This window comes from Burkholderia torrens (genome assembly GCF_984668525.1).
In genome coordinates this window covers 394,369-415,910 of record NZ_OZ480212.1, presented here as the reverse complement: position 1 = coordinate 415,910, position 21,542 = coordinate 394,369, and the positions used below count along the sequence as shown (strand labels likewise).

Here is a 21,542-nt window from a genome sequence, read left to right as displayed (position 1 = left end):
CGGAATGACGGTTCGATGAACCTTGTATGTCGGACGCGCGTCAGTCGCACACGAGCAGTTCGATCCCGCGTGCGGTCAGCGCGCGGCGCACGGCCTTGTCGGGCGCGCGCTCGGTCACGAGATAGCGGGCGGCACCTGTGCCGTTGATCCGCACCGGCGTCACGCGGCCGAATTTCGAATGGTCGGCGACGATGATCGCCGTGCCGGCCGCCGCAATCATCCTGCTGCGCACTTCGGCCGCGAGCCGCGAGTAGTCGGTGCATTCGCCGTCGGGCGTGATGCCGCCGGCGCCGACGAACGCGAAATCGACGTGGTATTGCGCGAGCTGGTGGATCGTGTCGAGCCCGAAGGTGGCGTCCTCGTCGTCGGACAGCTCGCCGCCGAGCAGCGTCACGCGGTTGCCGTTGCGCCGCGCGAGCACGAACGCGGTACGCCAGTCGTTCGTGTAGATCGACAGCCGGTGCCGGTCTGCGAGGGCAAGCGCGACCGCATGCGGCGTGCTGCCCGAATCGATCAGCACCGATGCATCGTCGGGCACGAATTCGGCCGCGCGCCGCCCGATCGTGCGCTTCGCTTCGGCGTTCGCGGCTTCGCGCTCGGACAGGCTCGGCTCGCGGCGATCCGCGGCCAGCGCGCCGCCGTGCGTCATCACGAGCAGGCCGCGCGCGGCCAGCGCGTTCAGGTCGCGCCTGATCGTCTCGCGCGACACGTCGAGCGAACGGACGAGTTCCGCGACCGACAGCGCGCCCGACCGTCCGAGCTCTGACAGGATGTATTGATGACGTTGTTCCGCCAGCATCGCGTGTGCGCCCGAGGCGACTGTAATGGGTAAGCCGGCCATTGTATTACGGTCGTTTGACCGGCATTTGACGGCGGCGCGAAACGGGGTCGGCCGGGGCCGGCCGCGTTTCCCGAAAGCGAAATTCTGTATTGCCTGACGCGCGCGAATCGGCGCGATGCCGGTTGCTACACTTTGCGTTTCGCCGAACGACAGATCAAGCAAAGGGGCTCGCGCCATGTATCGCAAAGGCAGTGTGATCGAAATCCAGTTTCCGCCCGAACGCCTCAACGACGCGGCCGGCGATCCGTACTGGATCGACCTGACGCTCGACGAGGCGCGCCGGCTCTACGAACAGCTCGCCGCGCGTTTCGCGACCGACGCGCGCGCGAACCAGCCGCTCGACACGTTCTCGATCGACTGATTCCGCCGATTCGGCAGATCGCCGCGGCTTCGCGGCAGCCCGCGCCGCATCGTGCGGCGCGGCACCCATCCCTATCCGCGCCGCCAACCCGGCGCACCATGACCACCGGCCAACGCCACGCATCACGCGGCACGAGTGCAGGATTCGACAAGACGCCGGCACCGCTTCCCCCGATACTGGCGGACTTCCTGGTTCTGTCCGGCCGCGTCGCGGCCCGTCACGCATGCTTACCTCGATCGTCGCCGCCGCGTTCGTCGCGCTGTGGTCCACCGGCTTCATCGTTGCGCGGGCAATCAAGCCCTACGCCGATCCCAACCTGTTCCTGCTCGCGCGTTTCGCGGGCACCGCCGTGCTGTTCGGCGCCGTGGCGCTCGTCGCGCGCGCACCATGGCCGGCCCGCCGCGAATGGCCGCGCCACCTGATCGCGGGCGCGCTGCTGCAGGGCGTCTATCTCGGCGCGAGCTACTGGGCCGTCGCGCAAGGGTTGAACGCCGGTGTCATGGCACTGCTCGGCGCGCTGCAGCCGCTCGCCACCGCCGTGCTCGCCGTCCCGCTGTTCAACGAACGCCTGCCCAGGCGCGGCTGGTTCGGGATGGCGCTCGGGCTCGCCGGCGTCGCGCTCGTGCTGGCACCGAAGGTCACGGGCGGCGTCGCGCCGCCGCAGGGCGCGGCGCCTGCATGGCTCGTCGTCGCCGTGTCGGTCCTGGCGGTCGGGTCGATCACGGCCGGCTCGCTGTACCAGAAAGGCAAGCTCGCGCAGAGCGACCTGCGCACGGCGGTTGCCGTGCAGAACTTCGGCGCGGCGCTCGTCGCGGCCGTCTTCGTCGCGCTGCTTCATGAAACACGCTGGATCGGCGCGCCGGCGCTGTGGGTGTCGCTGGTGTGGGGCGTCGTGTTCCTGTCCGGCGGCGCGGTCACGATGCTGATGTGGATGCTGCGCCGCGGCAATGCGGCGCGCGCGACGTCGCTGCTGTTCCTCGCGCCGCCGCTGGCCGCGCTGCAGGGCTACTGGCTGTTCGGCGAAACGCTCGCGGCGATCCAGCTCGCCGGCTTCGCGCTCGCGCTGGTGGGTGTCGTGCTCGCACGGCGCTGATCTCGGCCATCCGGTCGGCATCCCCGTCGAAAGGGCGAGCGCGGATGCCCGTCGCGCGGCGTCCTGCACCCGCCCGGCGCGCCGTGCACCATGGCGAGGCAGCGCGTCTCGCCGATGCAACGCGAAACCGCCGCAACGCACGCCCGGCGCGGCGGCGCGCCGCGATTGCGCTTATGATGAGCGCCTTGCATTTCGTTCCGGAACTTCCTTCATGACATCCGCCGATTACGCCAGCCGCCAACGCGCGATCATTGCCGAACTGAACGTCGCCCCGCACTTCGACGCCGAAGCCGAAATCACCCGACGCGTCGAGTTCCTCGCGCAGTACCTGCGTTCGACCGGCCTGCGGACCTACGTGCTCGGCATCAGCGGCGGCGTCGATTCGTCGACGGCCGGCCGGCTCGCGCAACTGTCGGTCGAGCACCTGCGCGCCGGCGGCTACGATGCGCGCTTCATCGCGATGCGCTTGCCGAACGGCGTGCAGAACGACGAAGAAGATGCGCAACGCGCGCTCGCGTTCGTGCGCGCGGACGAGGTCTTGACGGTCGACGTGAAGCCGGCCGCCGACGCGATGCTGCGCTCGCTGGTCGCCTCCGGCCACGCATTCGAAACGCCGGCGCAGCAGGATTTCGTGCACGGCAACATCAAGGCGCGCGAGCGCATGATCGCGCAGTACGCGGTGGCCGGCGCGCGGCGCGGCATCGTGATCGGTACCGACCATGCGGCCGAATCGCTGATGGGTTTCTTCACGAAGTTCGGCGACGGCGGTGCGGACATCCTGCCGCTCGCGGGCCTGAGCAAGCGTCGCGTGCGTGCGGTCGCACGTGCGCTCGGCGGCGAGGAACTGATCGTGATGAAGGTGCCGACGGCCGACCTCGAGGAACTGCGCCCGCTGCGGCCCGACGAGCACGCGTACGGCGTGACCTACGACGAGATCGACGATTTCCTCGAAGGCAAGCCGGTTGAAGACCGCGTGTACGAAACGGTGCTGCGCTTCTACGACGGTTCGCGCCACAAGCGCGCGCTGCCGTACACGCCGTTCGACTGGCCGGCCGCGTAAGCCGGCCGCTGCGGCTGAAATACCGCGCGCGAGCCGTCAAGGCTGCGCGCGGCCCCCCTGCGACGGGCGACGCTACGCGTGCCCGCCCGTCTTCTTCGCCTGCAATGCGCGAATCCGCATCCGCGCACCCGTATCGCTGACCGTCGCGTCGTACATCGTCGCGAGGTCGCGCTTGAGCGCGGTGCGCGAGCCGCCGTCGAGATACACCATGTGCCCCGACGGATAGAACCGCGCCGACAGGTTCTGCCGCACCTTCAGGTCCTCCAGCGGCATCTGCTGCAGGTCGATCACGGTCTGGTAGAACGGCGTGACGAAATCGTACAAGCCATTCGCCGACAACACCTTCAGGTCGACGTTCAACGCCATCACCGCGGCGAGATCGCCGGCCGTATAGAGAATCACGTTCCCCTGTGCATCGATGCCCTGCTGCGCGCCGGTCGGGTCGATGTGGCTGAAATCCCAGTTCCGGAACGCCTGGTCGTTCAGGTCGGTGAACGCGGAATTCGACGTGAACTTCAGCTGCTCGTTCAGGTAGCTGTTCCACATCGCCGTATAAACGCCCGTCACGGCCGTCATCGTCGGATCGTTGCCGCCCGAGTTCGGGTCGATCTTGCCGGCGATACCCGACGAGATCCCGGTCACGCGGCCGTCGTACGAGCCGAGCGCGAGCCCCTGCGCATGCAGCAGCGTCGTCAGGAACAGCGAATTGCCGCGCGTGTCGTAGCCTGCGACGTCGAGACTCCACGATTGCAGCGTCGCCGTGTCGATGCCCGTGTATTGCGACAGTTTCTGCACGGCCGCCGGGTCCGCATGCGGAAGCGTGCGCAGCGCCTTCAGGTAGTCGGTGCGCGCGAACTGCGCGACTTCCTCGACGAACGCGCCGAGGTCGGTCGGCGCGGGCGTGACGCCGAGCTTCTTGTGGTACCACGCGTCGGCCGCGGCGGTCGGCAGCGCGCCGACCGGGTTGCCGGCCTGCCGGTAGTCGAGGATCGACGACTGCAGCGTGACGCCGTTCAGGTCGACACCGTCCTCGTGCAGCTTGTACGCGAGCACGCAGCTGCGCGCGGTGCCGTACGACTCGCCGAACAGGTACTTCGGCGAATTCCAGCGGTTGTTCTTCGTCAGGTAGCGCTTGATGAACTGCTTGAGCGAATCCGCATCCTGGTCGACGCCCCAGAAGTTGCGGTTCTTGTTCGGCGCGACGGCCGCCGAATAGCCGGTGCCGACCGGGTTGATGAACACGAGATCGCTGTGGTCGATCATGCTGTCCGGGTTGTCTTCCATCTGGTACGGCGCGGGCGGCGTAAAACCCGGCATCGACGTCTTGATGCGCTTCGGCGCGAACGAGCCGAGCAGCACGAACACCGACGACGAACCGGGGCCGCCGTTGTAGAAGAACGTCACCGGGCGCGTTTCTTCCTTCGCGCCGTCGGCCGTGAATGCGACGTAGAAAAGCTTCGCGGCCGGCTGCGAACTGCTCGGGTCGACCGTCACGAGGTGGCCGGCCGTCGCCGTGTACGCGATGCGCTTGCCGTCGATCAGGATCGTGTGATGCGTGATCGCGGCCGCCTCGGTCGTGTCGGTCACCGAATCGTCGGGGCCGTTGCCGTACGCGACCGGATCGAAGAACGGCTGGTCGCGGCCGTGGCTCAGCGCGACCGGGTTGACGGTCGGCGGCACGCCATGCGAATTGTGGTCGCCGTGATGCAGCGGATACACGCCGCCGGAAGATGCGGAATCGATGCCCATCGTGCTGCTCCTGGAGGTGAAAGAAGACGCGGGCAGGACACCCGCGTCGAACGGAAAGGCGTATGCCCGCGCGTCAGCTCGACGGCTTGCGCGCGAGGATCGTGGCGAGCTGCGCGCCGTTCGGGCTGCCGAGGCCCGTGCACGCGTCCCAGCCGGAGGCGGCCGCATAGGTGCCGTTCGATCCCTTCGTGATGTCGCGCAGCGCGCCCGGATTCTTGTACAGCACCGGATTGATCCAGCCGGCCGATGCGCCGGCCGCCGCATTGATCCGCGCGATCAGCGCGGCCCACAGCGGCGCGACCGCGCTCGTGCCGCCCATCACCGCGGCCGTGCCGGCGACCGATATCTCGTAGCCCGTCTGCGGCGATGCATCGCCGGCCACGTCGGGCACGCCGCGTTTCGCGAGCGGCGTGCGGCTGCCGTCGGCGAGCGTGACCGCGAGCCCCTGCTGCCACGCCGGCACGTCGAACAGCGTGCTGACGCCGCCGCCACCCGCGCCGCCGCCGGCTGCCTCGTCGTTCCACGCGACCTCGCTGCGGATGCCCTGCCCCGGCAGCGCGTCGAGCTGCGTGCCGCCGCAGCCGAGCACGTACGGGCTCGACGCGGGGAAGTCCACGTGATCGGCGCCGTCCTGCAACCCGTCGCCCGAGCCGCTGTCGCCCGATGCCGCGCAGACCGTGACGCCCTGCGCGGCGGCCGCCTGCAGCACGCGGTTGAACGCCTGCGCCGACTGCGCCTGCCAGGTCGCTTCCGGGCCGCCCCAACTGATCGAGATCACGGAAGGCTTGTTGGTCGTGTCGCTCACGGCCGCGTTGACGGCCTGGATGAAGCCCGCGTCGCTGTTCGGCGCGAAGTAGACGGCGATCTTCGCGGCCGGCGCGATCGCACCGGCAATCTCGATGTCGAGCGCGACTTCGCCGTCCGGGCCGTTCGGGTCGCCGGTCGGCGTGTTGCGGCCGGTGCCGACGTTCACGTCGACGAGCGCCGGCGGCGTCGTGATGCCGAGCCCGCGGAAATACTGCTGGATATCGGCCGCGCGATAGCCGCCGCCGAGTTCGACGATCGCGATGCACTGGCCTGCGCCATCGCCAGCCGGAAAGCCGTACAGCGATGCCAGCTGGACCGGCGTGAACGTGACGCCCGCCGCGCCGCCGCGCGCGGGCCGGAACGGCGGGCGCAGCCGGAAGTGCGGACGCGCCTGCGGACGGCTGTCGAGGCCGAGCACGGCCGTGACGGCGTCGCCGAGATCGTCGGGCAGCGCGATCGGGCCCGAGCGGCCGCGATACTGGCCGATCGAACGATGCTCGAAACGCTCGAGCTTCACGCTGAATGCGGCTTCGAACTGCTTGATCGTGCCCGACAGCACGACGACGCTCTCGACCGGATCGACGCGATCGACCGTGAGCTGGTGATGACGCGCGAAGTCCTCGGTCTTGCGGATGTCGTCGGGATTGGCGGAGAAACGCTGCGCGAACGCTTCACGCGACAGCGGTTTCGCCTGTGCTTCGCCGGTGGCGAGCTGGTGGACCAACGTATCGAGTTGCCCTTCTTCCTGCCGCCGCAACATGATCGTGACGTGGATGCGTTCTGCCGGATCGCACGGGCCGAGGCACTTGGACTCGGCGACGATTCGGGGTTCACGGTCGGCGTGAAGATGCCTTGCCATGTTCAGACCCTCCTTGGTACCGCGTTGCACGGAACAGCCAGGAAATCGGACATAGCCGGCGGAAGTCGGTTCCGTTCGGTCAGTCGATTCGCGATTGCGCGAAGTTAGGGGAAGTTTAGAACAGTCAGACGATTTGCGCGCACGCCCTTCTGCCGCAAGGCGTGCGCGTGAAGGCCGGCATGGCGCGCGACACGCGGCGAGCGGCGCGGCAACCGCGTTCAGTCCATTGAAAGGCGCAGCGCGAATCCGATCAGCGCCGCCGAAAACGTCCAGCGCTGCACGGTCTGCGCGAGCGGATGCGCACGCATCCACGCGGCGATGCGCGACGCGCCGAACACGCACGCGAGGTCGAAGCACACGCCGGCCGCGACCAGCAGCGCGCCGAGTTCGAACATCTGCAGGACGACCGGTCCGGCCTCGTGCCGCACGAACTGCGGCAGCAGCACCGAGCAGAACAGCAGCGCCTTCGGGTTCAGGAGGTTCGTCAGCAGCCCCTTCACGAACGACTGCCGCAGTTCGCCGGCCGTCGCCGCCGCGTCGCTGTCGCCGAGCGCGAACACCGGCGAGCGGAACACCTGGATCGCGACATAGGCGAGATACAGCGCGCCGCCGTAGCGGATCACCTCGTACAGCCACGGCGCACTGCGGATCAGCGCCGCGACGCCGCACGCCGACAGCGTCACGTGCGCGGTGCGCGCGAGCGACAACCCGGCCGCCGCCGCCATGCCCGGCCGTACGCCGCGGCCGATGCTGGTCTGCAGCACGAGCGCCATGTCGGGCCCCGGCACCGCATAGATGGCCGCGAGCGCGGCGAGATAAATCAACAGCAAATGCGTGGAAATCATGGTCTGCCCCCGTCCTTCAATGACGATATGTTGCCGCTGAAGGAGGAGAGATTATTGGCCATCTTTGGCTCTGGATTCGCGTTACGTAGCGGAATCCTCCACAATAACGGAATTGAAACAAGGATTCCGTCACGATGACCGAGCTCGACAAAACCGACCGCGCGATCCTCGCTGCGGTGCAGCGCGACGGCCGCCTGCCGATCGCGCGCCTCGCCGAATCCGTCGGCCTGTCCGAGACGCCTTGCGCACGGCGCCTCAAGCGGCTCGAAAGCGACGGCTACATCGAGCGCTACCGCGCGCAGCTGTCGCGGCAGGCGCTCGGCTTCGGCGTCGTCGCGTTCGTGCTCGTGCGGTTCGCGACGCATGACCGCAAGGTCGCCGACCGGTTCGAACGCGAAGTGCTCGGCATCGAGCGGATCCTCGCGTGCCACAACGTCGCGGGCACGGCCGACTACCTGCTGCAGGTGGTCGCGCGCGACCTCGACGACTACGGCACGTTCCTGCGCGACTCGCTGCGGACGTTGCCGGGCGTGACGTCGATCGAATCGGCGCTGTCGCTGCGCGAGGTGAAGCACGACGCGGGCTTGCCGGTGCCATGATGCGCGGCGCGGCGTGACGAAACGCGCCGTCGTAACACTGGTTCACATTGTTGGCGGCACCGGCGTCATGCGATGTCGGGCGCCTGGTGCGCGCGTTCGAGATCCTCGAGAAACGCTTCCACGAGCGGATTCCCGCGCCCGTTGCGCGCGACGACCATGTGGAACGTCACGTCATAGCGCAGTTCGTCCGGATTGAGCGGCGCGAGCAGCCCCTGCGCGACATACGGCGCCGCGAAGTGCTGCGGCAGGTAGCCGAGGTGGTGGCCGGACAGGATCAGCAGCGCGACGGCCTCCATGTTGTCGGCGGTCGCGGTCACGCGGTCTGGCGTCGTCGACAGCTGCGCCTCCGGCAGCGGATACGAGCGCCACGCCCATTCGAAGCCCGCGACATCGGCAGGCGTCAGCATGCCCGCGCCGTCGAACAGCGGATGGCCGCGGCCGCAATACGCGATCTGGCGCTCGATGAATAGCGGCGTGTAGTGCAGCGACGGCACGCGGTGCCAGAAGTAGCCGACCGCGATCTGGATCTCGTCGCTCAGCAGCTTCTCCTCGAGGTCGCCCGGCGCGCGCACCGAAATCGAGAAGCGCACGGCTTCGTCGCGCGTGCGGAACGCGGCGATCGCCTCGGCGATCCTCGCGTTCTGGCTCACCGGCGTATGGCCGATCAGGCCGATGTTCAGCGTGCCGACCAGCTGGCGGTCCATGTGCCGCGCGGCCATCCCGAATTCGTCGAGCGCCGCGAGCAGCTTGCGGCTCATCGCGTGGAACCGCTCGCCCTTCGGCGTGAGCCGGAAACCGCTGCGGCCGCGCTCGCAGAGCCGGTAGCCGAGCCGCGTCTCGAGCGACGACAGCTGCGCGCTGATCGTCGACTGCCCGACGTTCAGCACGGCCTGCGCGGCCGATACGCCGCCCGCGTCCGTGACTGCGAGAAACACGCGGATCAACCGCAGATCGAGGGTCGACAGATTCCCCAGCACGTTCATCCCCTTCCATACATCGATGAAAATCGATGTTTACGTCGATATCTTCGCATTCTTCTTTCCCGGCGGAGCGCGTAAAACTGTGCGCCAGGCCGCGTCGCATGATACGGCAACCCCACATCGGAAGAGGCATCCCCATGAACGACCACACTCATTTCCAGCCGCTCGGCGGCAATGAAATGCCGCGCTGCGGCGGCATCGCGACGATGATGCGCCTGCCGCACGTGGCGAGCGCCGAAGGCCTCGACGCCTGCTTCGTCGGCGTGCCGTTCGATCTCGGCACGTCCAACCGCACCGGCGCACGCTTCGGCCCGCGCCAGATCCGCACGGAATCCGTGCTGCTGCGCCCGTACAACATGGCCACGCGCGCCGCGCCGTTCGATTCGCTGCAGATCGCCGACATCGGCGACGTCGCGATCAACCCGTACAACCTGCACGATTCGATCGCTCGCATCGAAGCCGCGTACGACGCGATCCTCGAGCACGACTGCAAGCCGATCACGCTCGGCGGCGACCATACGATCGCGCTGCCGATCCTGCGCGCGATCCACCGCAAGCACGGCAAGGTTGCATTGATCCACGTCGATGCACACGCCGACGTGAACGACACGATGATGGGCGAAAAGATCGCGCACGGCACGCCGTTCCGCCGCGCGGTCGAGGAAGGCCTGCTGCACGGCGACAAGGTCACGCAGATCGGCCTGCGCGGCACCGGCTATGCGGCCGAGGATTTCGACTGGTGCCGCGAGCAGGGCTTCCGCGTCGTCCAGGCCGAGGAATGCTGGAACAAGTCGCTGGCGCCGCTGATGGAAGAAGTACGCGCACGCATCGGCGACACGCCCGTCTACATCACCTTCGACATCGACGGCATCGACCCGGCCTACGCGCCGGGCACCGGCACGCCGGAAATCGCGGGCCTCACGGTGCCGCAGGCGCTCGAGATCATCCGCGGCGCGAAGGGGCTGAACATCGTCGGCTGCGATCTCGTCGAAGTCGCGCCGCCGTACGACCCGTTCGGCACCACGGCGCTGCTCGGCGCGAACCTCGCGTACGAGCTGCTGTGCGTGCTGCCGGGCGTCGCGTACCGCGACTGATCCCGGCACCGCCACTATTCCAAATCAAAGGATTCCAGAGGAGCACACATCAAGATGGGGACTTCCGTCAAGCAACCGAAGCGGGCGGCGCTCGCGTCGTTCGTCGGCACCACGATCGAGTGGTACGACTTCTATAGCTACGCGACCGCCGCCGCCATCGTGTTCGGGCCGCTGTTCTTTCCCGGCGAAAACCGCTTCATCAGCCTGCTCGCGTCGTTCGGCTCGTTCGCGGTCGGCTTCTTCGCGCGGCCGCTCGGCGGCGTGATGTTCGGCTATCTCGGCGACCGGTTCGGCCGCAAGCGGTCGCTGCTCGCGACGCTGATGCTGATGGCCGTGTCGACCGTCGCGATCGGCCTGCTGCCGACCCATGCGCAAGCCGGCGTGATCGCACCGATCCTGCTCGTGCTGATGCGCGTGCTGCAAGGCATCGCCGTCGGCGGCGAATGGGGCGGCGCGGTGCTGCTCGCCGGCGAACATGCGCCCGAAGGCAAGCGCACGTTCTTCGCGTCATTCGCGCAGTTGGGCAGCGCGAGCGGCCTGATCCTGTCGATGCTCGCGTTCGGCGCGATCAGCACGCTGTCGAAGGACGACATGATGAGCTGGGGCTGGCGCGTGCCGTTCCTCGCCAGTTCCGTACTGCTGATCGTCGGCTTCGTGATCCGTGCGAGCGTGTCCGAATCGCCCGAGTTCGAGGAAGTCAAGAAGAGCGGCAACATCGCGCAAAAACCGCTGCGCGAAGCGCTCAAGGTCTGGCCGCTGCTGCTGCTCGCGATCGGCGCGAACGTGTACGGCATCGCCGGCGTGTATTTCAGCAACATCTTCATGATCGGCTATGCGACGCAGTTCCTGTCGCTCGACCGGTCGATGGTGCTGCATTGCATGACGATCGTCGCGGTGCTGCAGTTCGTCGTACAGCTCGCGGCCGCGTTCCTCGCGCAGCGCTTCGGCACCACGCGCGTGCTGCTGATCACCGGCGCATGGGCCGCGATCGTCCCGTTCCTGATGCTGCCGCTCGTGCACATGGGCACGCCGGTGTCGATCACGGTCGGCGTCGGCCTCGCGACGCTCGCGGAATCGGGTTACTACTCGGTCGTCGCGGGCTTCGTGAGCGGCATCTTCGTCGCGCGGATCCGCTATACGGCGATCTCGATCGCGTACCAGGTGTGCGGCGCGCTCGCCGGCGGCCTCACGCCGCTGGTGGCGACCGTCATCGCGCAGAACACCGCACCGCAATGGTGGCCGCTCGCGATCCAGTACACGAGCGCGGCCGTGCTGTCGTCGCTGTGCGTGTGGCTGATCTCGCGCCGCGTCAGCATCGACGATGCCGGTGCACCGCGCAAGCAGGACGACGTGCTGCCGCACGCCGCACGCACCGCGTAACGCAAGTGCCCGCATGACGCAAAACGACCCGCTTCCGCGGGTCGTTTTCCTTGCCGTCCGGTCACCGGTCGCGACGGCGCCGCATAGCGTTCGCTGCGTTACTGCACCTGGTTGCGCAATGTCTTCGCGGCAGCAACCATGTTCGTCAGCGCCGGAATCACTTCCGCCCACTGGCGCGTCTTCAGGCCGCAATCCGGGTTCACCCACAGGCGTTCCGCCGGAATCCGTTCGGCCGCCTTCTTCATCAGGCCGACGATGTGATCCTGCGTCGGGATGTTCGGCGAATGGATGTCGTACACGCCCGGCCCGATTTCGTTCGGATACTTGAAGTCGTCGAATGCGTCGAGCAGCTCCATGTCCGAGCGCGACGTCTCGATCGTGATCACGTCCGCATCCATGTCGGCGATCGACGCGATGATGTCGTTGAACTCCGAATAGCACATGTGCGTGTGGATCTGCGTATCGTCCTGCACGCCGTTCGCGGTGATGCGGAACGACTCGACCGCCCACTTCAGGTACTCGCCCCACTGCGCACGGCGCAGCGGCAAGCCTTCGCGCAGCGCGGCCTCGTCGATCTGGATCACGCGTACGCCGGCCTTCTCGAGATCGAGCACTTCCGCACGGATCGCTAGCGCGAGCTGGTAGCACGATACCGAGCGCGGCTGGTCGTCGCGCACGAACGACCAGTTCAGGATCGTCACGGGGCCCGTCAGCATGCCCTTCATCGGCTTGTTCGTCAGCGACTGCGCGTACGTGATCCATTCGACCGTCATCGCCTTCGGGCGGCTGATGTCGCCGAACAGGATCGGCGGCTTCACGCAGCGCGAACCGTACGACTGCACCCAGCCGAACTGGCTGAACGCGTAGCCGTCGAGCTGTTCGCCGAAGTATTCGACCATGTCGTTGCGCTCGGCTTCGCCGTGCACGAGCACGTCGAGTTCGAGCGATTCCTGTTCGCGGACGCTGCGCGCGATCTCGGCCTGCATCGCCGTGCGGTAGCCGGCTTCGTCCAGCGCGCCGGCCTTGAACTGGCTGCGTGCCTGGCGGATCTCGGCGGTCTGCGGGAACGAGCCGATCGTCGTCGTCGGGAAAGCCGGCAGGTTCAGTCGCGCCGACTGCCTCGACGCACGCTGCGGATACGGGCTCACGCGGTTGCCGAGCTGCGCGTCGATGCGCGCGATCGCGGCCTTCACCGCCGGGTTGTTCACGCGCGGCGAGCGGCGGCGCGAATCGATCGCGGCGGCGTTCGCGGCAAGTGCATCGGCCACCTTGTCGCGGCCTTCGTTCAGCGCGGTCGCGAGCACCTTCAGCTCATCGAGCTTCTGCAGCGCGAACGCGAGCCACGAGCGAATTTCCGCATCGAGCTTCTCCTCGCTCGCGAGATCGACCGGCACGTGCAGCAGCGAGCACGACGGCGCGAGCCACAGCCGATCGCCCAGTTGCTTCGCGAGCGGCTCGAGCCAGTCGAGCGTCGCGCTCAGGTCCGTCTTCCAGATGTTGCGGCCGTTGATCGCGCCCACCGACAGCACGCGCTCGGCAGGTAGCTCGCGCACCAGCGCGTCGATTTCGTCGCGTGCGTTGATCGCGTCGACATGCAGGCCGTCGACCGGCAGCGACGCCGCGAGCGTCAGGTTGTCCTGAAGCTGGCCGAAGTACGTGGCGAGCAGCAGCTTGATGCGGCGTGTTTCGAGCGCCGCGTATGCGGTGCGGAAGGCCTGGCGCCATTCGGCGTCGAGCTCGGTGACGAGGATCGGTTCGTCGATCTGCACCCATTCGACACCTTGTGCGGTCAGCGTATCGAGCAGCGCGCCGTACACGGGCAGCAGCTTCGGCAGCAGCGCGAGGCGATCGGAATCGTCCTTCGCCTTGCCGAGCCACAGGTACGTGACGGGGCCGAGGATCACGGGCTTCGCGTTCACACCCTGCGCGTTTGCCTCGGCCAGTTGCTGCAGCAGGCGCGACGGGTCGAGCGAGAAGTTCGTGTCCGCGTGGAACTCCGGCACGATGTAGTGGTAGTTCGTGTCGAACCACTTCGTCATTTCACCGGCCGCGACACCGCCGCAGCATGCCGCATGTTCTTCCGCCGACTGCGCCGAGCGGCCGCGCGCGACGCGGAAATAGTTGTCGAGCGCGTCGCCATGGAAATCCTGCACGCGCTTCGGCAGGTTGCCGAGCGTGAAGCTCATGTCGAGCACCTGGTCGTAGAACGCGAAATCGCCGATCGGCGTGAGATCGAGATCGCGCTGGTCGTGCCAGTGGCGCTGGCGCAGCTCGGCACCGAGCGCCTTCAGATCGTCACGCGACGACTCGCCCTTCCAGTAGCGTTCGAGACCGAACTTGAGTTCGCGCTTCGCGCCGATGCGCGGAAAACCGAGGTTGTGTGTCGTCACCATAAGCTGCCGTCCAGAGAAGAATTGAAGATCCGGCAGCCATCATAGGGATTTCAAACCATGAAATAAAATGGCATTATTTCATTCATCCATTAAAACTGTTCATGCATTCGTTGCGCGAGCGAAATCCATGCTGGAACGATTCCATCTCGTCGTCATTCGTGAAGTCGAGCGCCAGGGCTCGCTGACCGCGGCCGCCCATGCGCTGCACCTCACGCAATCGGCGCTCAGCCATACCGTCCGGAAAATCGAGCAGCAGCTCGGCACGCCGATCTGGGACCGCGAAGGCCGCGGCCTGCGGCTCACGCAGGGCGGGCAATATCTGCTGAAGCTGGCGAACCGGCTGCTGCCGCAGTTCGAACTCGCCGAAGAGCGGATGAAGCAGTACGCGAAGGGCGAGCGCGGCACGCTGCGCATCGGGATGGAGTGCCACCCGTGCTACCAGTGGCTGCTGAAGGTCGTTTCGCCCTACCTGTCGCGCTGGCCCGACGTCGACGTGGACGTAAAGCAGCGCTTCCAGTTCGGCGGCATCGGCGCGCTGTTCGGCTATGACATCGACGTGCTCGTCACGCCCGATCCGCTGAACAAGCCGGGGCTGCGCTTCGATCCCGTGTTCGATTACGAGCAGGTGCTGGTGGTCGCCGACTCGCACCGGTTCGCGAACGCCGACTACGTGACGCCCGAGCAACTGACCGACGAGATCCTGATCACGTACCCGGTCGAGACCGACCGGCTCGACATCTACAACCAGTTCCTGACGCCGGCCGGCATCGTGCCGAGGCGGCACAAGTCGATCGAGACGACCGACATCATGTTGCAGATGGTGGCAAGCGAACGCGGCGTGGCCGCGCTGCCGAGATGGCTGGCCGACGAGTATGCAGACCGGATGGCGGTCGTGCCGGTCAAGCTCGGCAAGAAGGGGATCGCGAAGCAGATCTTCCTCGGCATCCGCGAAGCGGACGCATCGATCGACTATCTGGCCGCGTTCGTCGCGCTGGCGCGCGAATCGACGGGGAGCGCGCCGCGCATGCTGCGCTAGGCGCGCCCCGCTGCGCTGCGCGTCAGGCGGCGCGCAAGCCGATGCGCTCGCTGCGCTCGACCCAGGCGCCGAACAACAGGCCGATCGTCGTCCACATGATCACCTGCATGCCGATCGCCGCGACGCGGAACTTCCACAGCACGGCCGCCGGGAAATCGGCCGGCAACTCGCTGACAGACGGCAGCCCGACCTGCACGGCCGCGATGATCGCGACGAACACGAGCCCGGCGACGATCGACGCGTTCCACTGGCCGAGCTTCGCCAGCAAATGGCGGCGCACGCTGACCGAGAACACCATCGTCGCGACCGAGATCGCGATCATCAGGAAGAACAGGCCCGTGCGGTAGCCGATCGTGTCGGGATCGCCGACCGACGGCGGATTGGCCGGGTACTTGAGGTTCGGCACGATCACGAGCGCGATGAATGCCGCCAGCGCGAGCCACGCGGCCAGCGGCCGTGCGGGGAGGCGGCTGCCTCGCCCGTAGGCAAACGCGAAAACCAGCGAGAACAGCCCGCCGAATGCCGCGCCGTAGGTCACGACACCCGTCAGCAGCCCGAGGCCCGCCTGCGTCCGGCGGCTGACCAGCTCGGGCTCCGGTGCCTCGCCACTGGCGGCGGTGGTTTTTTCTTCGAAGGAGATTGCCTGATCGACTTGCGGTTCGCCGACGATTCTGGCGAAACCGAACGTGAGGAGGCCTGCGGCGATGCCTGCGAGCATCCCGCGCATGAGCAGCTTTCCGACCATCACGGCCTCCGCGTCAGTGGCAGGGAAAGCCGAGCAGATGGCGGCCGTCGTGGACGAACTCGTGGACGTACATGCCCGGCACGAGCGACGTCGCGCCCTGTTCCGCGCCGACGAAATAAAGCGCGAGCAACAGGATCAGGCCGACGAACACGGCCCACGGCAACAGTTCACGGACGGGGATGGGTGCCGGCACGGCCGCCGGCTTCAGCACTGCTTCGCTCATGGATGCACCTCAGGGGATTCGCGCCCCGACAAATGTTGAATGGGTACGAAGGCAGGTCTGGCTTCCGGGATCGTCGATTCCCCGGTTACAGTGGCGCGACCGCGCCGGAATTGCACCGGCTTCCGCGTTTCGTATCGGGCGAATTGTACGCGCGAACGTTCGCGTATTGAAGTGATCGCACGGTGACGATTGCGTCCCGCTCCGGATTCCCCGAAAACCGACATGACCCTGCATGCCTCGCTGCACCTGATCGCACACGCGCCGACCCGGGCGATGCGCACCGGCACGTTTCCCGACGACGATCCGCTCGATGCCCGCGGGCTCGCCGAAGCCGCTGCACTGCGCGACCGGTGGGCAGGCGTTAACGGCTCGCTCGTGCTGTGCAGCCCTGCGCGCTGTGCGCGGCAGACCGCCGACGCACTCGGGTTACATGCCGACGTTGAAGACGCACTGCGCGACATCGACTACGGCAACTGGCGCGGCAAGCGCTTGCACGACCTCGCACGCGACTTGCCGGACGAACTGGGTGCGTGGATCAGCGACCCGTCAGCGTCGCCGCACGGCGGCGAATCGTTCGACGCCACCATGCGCCGCGTCGGCACCTGGTTGGACACGCTGCAGCGCGACCGCGACATCGTTGCGGTCACGCATGCGACGATCGTTCGCGCGGCCGTCGCGCATGCGTTGCGGATGGATTCGAAGACAGCAACCCGCCTCGACATCGCGCCGCTGTCCTGCACGACGCTCGTCGCATCACCACATGGATGGACGTTGAGCACGGACGACAACGCATAGGCCCGTCTTGCGCTCACTATGTGGATGACGATGCGGGCCGGTACCTCGCGTCGCGCATGCATGCCTTCATTTTCCTTACGTGTCGACAACGCACACCGTTCGTGGTCCCGACTGTCATCAAACTGTCTGCTGGCCGCAGATAGGATCGGACGCGGTTCCCTTACGAGATGCCGTCATGAATCAACCTGCTTCGTCCGCACCGAACAATTCGGGCTCCGTCGAACGCACCAGGCAGGTCGGCTATGCCGTCTTCCTGCTGGTGCTCGCGCTCGGCGCGATCTATATCGCCACGCACCTGATCGACGATCTGTCGCCGGTCCGCGAAGGGAAGCTGTTCCCGTACCTGCTGCTCGGCGCCGCGCTGCTGATCGCGCTCGGCTTCGAATTCGTCAACGGCTTCCACGACACCGCGAACGCGGTCGCCACCGTGATCTATACGCACTCGCTGACGCCGAACGTCGCGGTGATCTGGTCCGGCATGTGGAACTTCCTCGGCGTGATGGTCTCGAGCGGCGCCGTCGCGTTCGGCATCCTGCAACTGCTGCCGGTCGAGCTGATCCTGCAGGTTGGCAGCGGCTCGGGCTTCGCGATGGTGTTCGCGCTGCTGATCGCCGCGATCGTCTGGAACCTCGCGACCTGGTATTTCGGGTTGCCGTCGTCGAGCTCGCATACGCTGATCGGGTCGATCATCGGCGTCGGGCTGATGAACCAGCTGATGCACGGGCCGTCCGGCACGAGCGGCGTCGACTGGGCCCAGGCGCTCGGCGTCGGCAAGTCGCTGCTGTTCTCGCCGATCGTCGGCTTCCTGTGCGCGGCACTGCTGCTGCTCGTGCTGAAGACGCTCGTGCGGATTCCCGAGCTGTACAAGGAACCGCCGAAGGATCAGCCGCCGCCGTTCTGGATTCGCTGCCTGCTGATCCTGACCTGCACGGGCGTGTCGTTTGCGCACGGCTCGAACGACGGGCAGAAAGGGATGGGCCTCATCATGCTGATCCTGATCGGCACGGTGCCGACTGCGTATGCGTTGAACAAGGCCGTCACGCCGGCCGAATCGCAGACTTTCGTGGCCGTCGCGAACCAGGCGGCCGCGACGTTCGGCAAGTACACGAACGGCGTCGCACCGTCCGCGAACCCGCGCGCCGATGTCGAACACTACGTGCAGCGTCGTGAACTGACGCCCGCCGTGCTGCCGGCCGTGCAGCAGCTGTCGACGTCGCTCGCGACGGCCGTCGGCGCGTCGGGGTCGATGGCCGCCGTGCCGCAGCGCGACGTCGACAACGTGCGCAACACGATGTATCTGGTGTCCGAAGCAATCCGCCTGATCGAGAAGTCGGGCCAGCCCGCGTTCGCCGCCGACGACAAGCTTGCGATCGACAACTATCGCAAGCAGCTCGACCACGCGACCAAATTCATTCCGACGTGGGTGAAGGTTGCCGTCGCGATCGCGCTGGGCCTCGGCACGATGGTCGGCTGGAAGCGGATCGTCGTGACCGTCGGCGAGAAAATCGGCAAGCAGCATCTGACCTACGGACAGGGCGCGTCGGCCGAACTCGTCGCGATGCTGACGATCGGCGCCGCCGACGTGTACGGGCTGCCGGTGTCGACGACCCACGTGCTGTCGTCGGGTGTCGCGGGCACGATGGCGGCGAACGGGTCGGGGCTGCAATGGGGCACGGTGCGCAGCCTCGTGCTCGCGTGGGTGCTGACGCTGCCGGCGTCGATCGTGCTTGCCGGCGCGCTCTACTGGTTGTTCCGGTCGATGGCTTGATTCGCGTTGCGACGGGTGGCCGGTATGCGCCGGCCGCCTGTCGTGGAGGATTCGCAGCTTCGCTTCTCCGCTTCCCCGCCTTTCCGCACTGATACGTCGCAGCCTTCGATGTATCGTGCGCGCCGCATGCCCTCCTCCCCCTTCCGAATTGAAGCGCAAGATCTGGAGCGCATCTGTGCTCGAACGTCGCTAGACTGGGGCCATCATTTTTTTGTGGCTGCAACCGTGCACGCAACGCTTCCGAGCATTCCGCGCGGCGCCACATCGCTGACGAACCGAGGGACGCCCGTGAACATCGCCGATCTGCAACCTGCCATCGAATCGCCGGACATCGCGCAACGCGTCGACACCATCGACTGGCGGACCGTCGGTTCCGAGCTCGATCGTTATGGGTGCGCGCATGTGCCGGGCCTGATTTCGACGGACGAATGCGATGCGCTTGCGTCGCTCTATCCGCGGGATGCACTCTATCGTTCGCGCGTCGTGATGGCGCGGCACGGATTCGGCCGCGGCGAATACAAATACTTCGCGTACCCGCTGCCTGCGGCCATCGCCGAGCTGCGCGCGACGATCTATCCGCATCTCGCACCCATCGCGAATCGCTGGAACCAGGCACTCGGAATCGACGTCCGCTATCCGAACGACCACGCGACATTCCTCGATCGCTGCCACGCGGCAGGACAAACGCGACCGACGCCGCTGATCCTGCAATACGGTCCCGACGACTACAACTGCCTTCATCAGGATCTCTATGGCGAACACGTGTTTCCGTTGCAGGTCGCGATCCTGCTGTCGGCGCCGGGCCGCGATTTCACGGGCGGGGAATTCGTGTTGACGGAACAGCGGCCACGCATGCAATCACGTACCGAAGTGGTGCCGTTGATGCAGGGCGACGCGGTGATCTTCGCCGTGCACGGCAGACCCGTGCAGGGGACGCGCGGCGTCTATCGCGTCAACCTGCGCCACGGCGTGAGCCGGATCCGCAGCGGCCATCGCCACACGGTCGGCATCATCTTTCATGACGCGCAGTGACAACAGCCGGGATGAGCTTGGTGCCGTCTCGACATTCGTGGCGCGGCTGATTTCAGGTTCGCGCCAGGCGCGCCGCGTGGTCCGCTCACGCGATTGCAGCCGCGACGAATGACCGGTTGCGCGGACCGTCGGGCCATCGCAACCGCAACGGATCGACGTTTCAGGTGAGCAGCGGAAAACAGGCACACTCACCTGTCGTGGTGCAGATTCGATTAGCCGTTCGGCCTACCCTCGCGCCATAGTCGCCCGCAGTCGATCGCCTGCATCGGAGGCCAGCCGTGCATAGCCCGGCAACGTCAGCAGCGCGAGCACACCTGCCGCGACGAATGCCCAGCGGAAATCGTCGAGCACGTAATGCATGCCGGCCGCATCGCCGCGCACCAACGCCGCGAGCCGCAGCGACAACGCACCGAACGCGATCCCCATCCCGATCGTCATCTGCTGCGCGGCGCTCCACAGCGTGCTGGCCGCACTCGTCTGATGTGCCGGGATATCCGCATAGGCGAGTGTCGCGAGCGTCGTGAACTGCATCGACCGCGTCAGTCCGTAGACGAATACGACGAACAGCGTGATCGCCAGCGGCGTCGACGCGGTCAGCCAGCCGCACGCGATCGTGAAGAAGCCGACGATCGTCACGTCGACGAGTGCAACGCGCCGGAAGCCATATCGGTCGAGAATCCACGACGTTCCCGCCTTCATCCCCAGATTGCCGAGCGCGCTCGCGAGCAGCAGCAGGCCGGACTGGAACGGCGAGAGCCCGAAGCCGATCTGAAACAGCAGCGGCAGCAGGTATGGCACGGCGTTGATCGCCATCCGCGTGACCGAACCGGTGATCACGGTCACCGAGAACGTCGGCACCTTCAGCGTCGTGAAATCGAGCAGCGGATGTGCGCAGCGTCGTGCATGCAGCCACGCGGCCGCACCGAACAGCACGCTCGCCCCCACCAGGACGCCCGCGCGCGTGAAGTCGACATCCTGCTGCCCGGCCGCTTCGGTGCCGATCAGCAAGCAAGTCAGTGCGCCACCGGCCAGCACGAATCCAACCCAGTCGAGCGGCCGTTGCTCGTCGGCCCGCGTGTTCCGCACGATCAGCCAGGTGCAGACGAGCGCGGCAATACCGAACGGGACGTTCAGCAGGAAGATCCAGCGCCATGACGCGTAAGTCGTGATGAAGCCGCCGATCGGCGGCCCGACGACAGGCGCGACGATGCCCGGCCACGTGATCGTCGCGATCGCACGCATCAGCCTGGCCTTCTCGGTGCTCCGCACGACGATCATCCGTCCGACCGGCACCATCATCGCCCCACCGACGCCCTGCAGCAGCCGCGCAGCCGTGAACGTCACGACACCGTCGGACAGCCCGCACAGCACCGACGCGCCGGTGAACACGACGATCGCACTTGCGAATACCGTGCGCGACCCATAGCGATCCGCGATCCAGCCGCTGATCGGGATGAACACCGCCAACGCCAGCATGTAGGCCGTCATGCCGAGGCTCAGCGCATTCGGACCGACACCGAACGAGCGCGCCATTTGCGGCAGCGCAGTCGCGATCACGGTCGTGTCGAGGTACTCCATGAAGAACGTTGCGGCGACGAGATACGGCAAGAAGTCGGTCGTCCGACCACCTTGGGCTGGGCTGTCAGTCATGAACGATGCGGGAGAAGAAATGCAGAAGACACCGATCGCCGGCAGATGCAGGCAGATGCCGCGAATCGGGACGAATGCCGATATTACCCCGAAGGACCTGCTCACCGCTCTGCAGCGCATGTCGAGCAAACGGACTTTATGCGCATAGATTTTTATGGAGATTTCTAGCGCGTTCGCCGGGAACACGCACGATCAGGTCGATCTGGTGCGTCGAAAGATAGGTGGATGGCGC

At 66.8% G+C, this 21,542-nt stretch carries 19 protein-coding genes and 1 riboswitch; of the genes, 10 read left to right on the top strand and 9 right to left on the bottom strand.

Annotation, left to right across the window (positions count from 1 at the left end; genetic code table 11):
* Window positions 1-40: 40 nt before the first annotated feature.
* Complete coding sequence (locus tag AC5LXX_RS18265; RefSeq protein WP_493412546.1) at window positions 41-799, bottom strand: DeoR/GlpR family DNA-binding transcription regulator; 759 nt, start codon at window positions 797-799, stop codon at window positions 41-43.
* Window positions 800-1,016: 217 nt separating this feature from the next.
* Between AC5LXX_RS18265 and AC5LXX_RS18260 the strand changes: the two genes are divergently transcribed.
* The 3 genes from AC5LXX_RS18260 (at window position 1,017) to nadE (ending at window position 3,355) form a co-directional block, all read left to right on the top strand.
* Complete coding sequence (locus AC5LXX_RS18260) at window positions 1,017-1,202, top strand: hypothetical protein (protein ID WP_006480515.1); 186 nt, start codon at window positions 1,017-1,019, stop codon at window positions 1,200-1,202.
* Window positions 1,203-1,425: 223 nt separating this feature from the next.
* Window positions 1,426-2,295 carry a DMT family transporter gene (locus AC5LXX_RS18255; RefSeq protein ID WP_493412545.1) on the top strand — a complete coding sequence of 290 codons (870 nt, stop codon included), beginning with the start codon at window positions 1,426-1,428 and terminating at the stop codon, window positions 2,293-2,295.
* A gap of 211 nt (window positions 2,296-2,506) precedes the next feature.
* Window positions 2,507-3,355, top strand: a complete 849-nt coding sequence (gene nadE / locus AC5LXX_RS18250) for an NAD(+) synthase (protein WP_493412544.1) — start codon at window positions 2,507-2,509, stop codon at window positions 3,353-3,355.
* A gap of 72 nt (window positions 3,356-3,427) precedes the next feature.
* Here nadE and AC5LXX_RS18245 read toward each other — a convergent pair whose 3' ends face one another.
* From AC5LXX_RS18245 to AC5LXX_RS18235, 3 genes are all read right to left on the bottom strand, one after another.
* Window positions 3,428-5,104, bottom strand: coding sequence for a S10 family peptidase (locus tag AC5LXX_RS18245; protein WP_493412543.1), 1,677 nt, complete (start codon window positions 5,102-5,104; stop codon window positions 3,428-3,430).
* A gap of 73 nt (window positions 5,105-5,177) precedes the next feature.
* Window positions 5,178-6,770 carry a S53 family peptidase gene (locus AC5LXX_RS18240; protein WP_493412542.1) on the bottom strand — a complete coding sequence of 531 codons (1,593 nt, stop codon included), beginning with the start codon at window positions 6,768-6,770 and terminating at the stop codon, window positions 5,178-5,180.
* A 218-nt stretch (window positions 6,771-6,988) separates the two neighbouring features.
* Entirely contained in the window at window positions 6,989-7,615 is a 627-nt protein-coding gene (locus AC5LXX_RS18235) for a LysE family translocator (RefSeq protein ID WP_493412541.1), read from the bottom strand.
* 134 nt (window positions 7,616-7,749) lie between these two features.
* On the opposite strand from AC5LXX_RS18235, the gene AC5LXX_RS18230 reads away from it, so the two are divergent.
* Window positions 7,750-8,214, top strand: a complete 465-nt coding sequence (locus tag AC5LXX_RS18230; RefSeq protein WP_493412540.1) for an Lrp/AsnC family transcriptional regulator — start codon at window positions 7,750-7,752, stop codon at window positions 8,212-8,214.
* 65 nt (window positions 8,215-8,279) lie between these two features.
* Here AC5LXX_RS18230 and AC5LXX_RS18225 read toward each other — a convergent pair whose 3' ends face one another.
* Window positions 8,280-9,191, bottom strand: a complete 912-nt coding sequence (locus AC5LXX_RS18225) for a LysR family transcriptional regulator (RefSeq protein WP_493412539.1) — start codon at window positions 9,189-9,191, stop codon at window positions 8,280-8,282.
* A gap of 140 nt (window positions 9,192-9,331) precedes the next feature.
* Here AC5LXX_RS18225 and speB point away from each other — a divergent pair, with 140 nt between their 5' ends.
* Entirely contained in the window at window positions 9,332-10,288 is a 957-nt protein-coding gene (gene speB / locus AC5LXX_RS18220) for an agmatinase (RefSeq protein ID WP_039339741.1), read from the top strand.
* Window positions 10,289-10,342: 54 nt separating this feature from the next.
* Complete coding sequence (locus tag AC5LXX_RS18215) at window positions 10,343-11,668, top strand: MFS transporter (RefSeq protein ID WP_493412538.1); 1,326 nt, start codon at window positions 10,343-10,345, stop codon at window positions 11,666-11,668.
* Between the two features lie 98 nt (window positions 11,669-11,766).
* Here AC5LXX_RS18215 and metE read toward each other — a convergent pair whose 3' ends face one another.
* Entirely contained in the window at window positions 11,767-14,061 is a 2,295-nt protein-coding gene (metE, locus tag AC5LXX_RS18210; protein ID WP_493412537.1) for a 5-methyltetrahydropteroyltriglutamate--homocysteine S-methyltransferase, read from the bottom strand.
* A 127-nt stretch (window positions 14,062-14,188) separates the two neighbouring features.
* Here metE and AC5LXX_RS18205 point away from each other — a divergent pair, with 127 nt between their 5' ends.
* Window positions 14,189-15,097, top strand: a complete 909-nt coding sequence (locus tag AC5LXX_RS18205; protein ID WP_493412536.1) for a LysR family transcriptional regulator — start codon at window positions 14,189-14,191, stop codon at window positions 15,095-15,097.
* Between the two features lie 22 nt (window positions 15,098-15,119).
* Here the strand turns inward: AC5LXX_RS18205 and AC5LXX_RS18200 are convergent, their stop codons facing one another.
* Together AC5LXX_RS18200 and AC5LXX_RS18195 are read right to left on the bottom strand one after the other, a co-directional pair.
* Entirely contained in the window at window positions 15,120-15,842 is a 723-nt protein-coding gene (locus tag AC5LXX_RS18200; RefSeq protein ID WP_493412535.1) for a CbtA family protein, read from the bottom strand.
* Window positions 15,843-15,855: 13 nt separating this feature from the next.
* A complete protein-coding gene (locus tag AC5LXX_RS18195) occupies window positions 15,856-16,065 on the bottom strand; it encodes a CbtB domain-containing protein (protein WP_493412534.1) in 210 nt (69 codons plus the stop codon).
* 33 nt (window positions 16,066-16,098) lie between these two features.
* Window positions 16,099-16,237, bottom strand: a riboswitch (cobalamin riboswitch).
* A 50-nt stretch (window positions 16,238-16,287) separates the two neighbouring features.
* On the opposite strand from AC5LXX_RS18195, the gene AC5LXX_RS18190 reads away from it, so the two are divergent.
* The 3 genes from AC5LXX_RS18190 to AC5LXX_RS18180 all read left to right on the top strand — a co-directional run bounded on the left by AC5LXX_RS18190 (window position 16,288) and on the right by AC5LXX_RS18180 (window position 19,660).
* Window positions 16,288-16,860, top strand: coding sequence for a histidine phosphatase family protein (locus tag AC5LXX_RS18190; protein ID WP_493412533.1), 573 nt, complete (start codon window positions 16,288-16,290; stop codon window positions 16,858-16,860).
* A 175-nt stretch (window positions 16,861-17,035) separates the two neighbouring features.
* Window positions 17,036-18,628 (top strand): inorganic phosphate transporter, encoded by a 1,593-nt coding sequence (locus tag AC5LXX_RS18185; protein ID WP_493412532.1) that lies wholly within the window; start codon window positions 17,036-17,038, stop codon window positions 18,626-18,628.
* 288 nt (window positions 18,629-18,916) lie between these two features.
* Window positions 18,917-19,660 (top strand): 2OG-Fe(II) oxygenase, encoded by a 744-nt coding sequence (locus AC5LXX_RS18180; protein ID WP_493413377.1) that lies wholly within the window; start codon window positions 18,917-18,919, stop codon window positions 19,658-19,660.
* A gap of 225 nt (window positions 19,661-19,885) precedes the next feature.
* Here AC5LXX_RS18180 and AC5LXX_RS18175 read toward each other — a convergent pair whose 3' ends face one another.
* Window positions 19,886-21,310 carry a DHA2 family efflux MFS transporter permease subunit gene (locus tag AC5LXX_RS18175; protein ID WP_493412531.1) on the bottom strand — a complete coding sequence of 475 codons (1,425 nt, stop codon included), beginning with the start codon at window positions 21,308-21,310 and terminating at the stop codon, window positions 19,886-19,888.
* Window positions 21,311-21,542 lie beyond the last annotated feature (232 nt).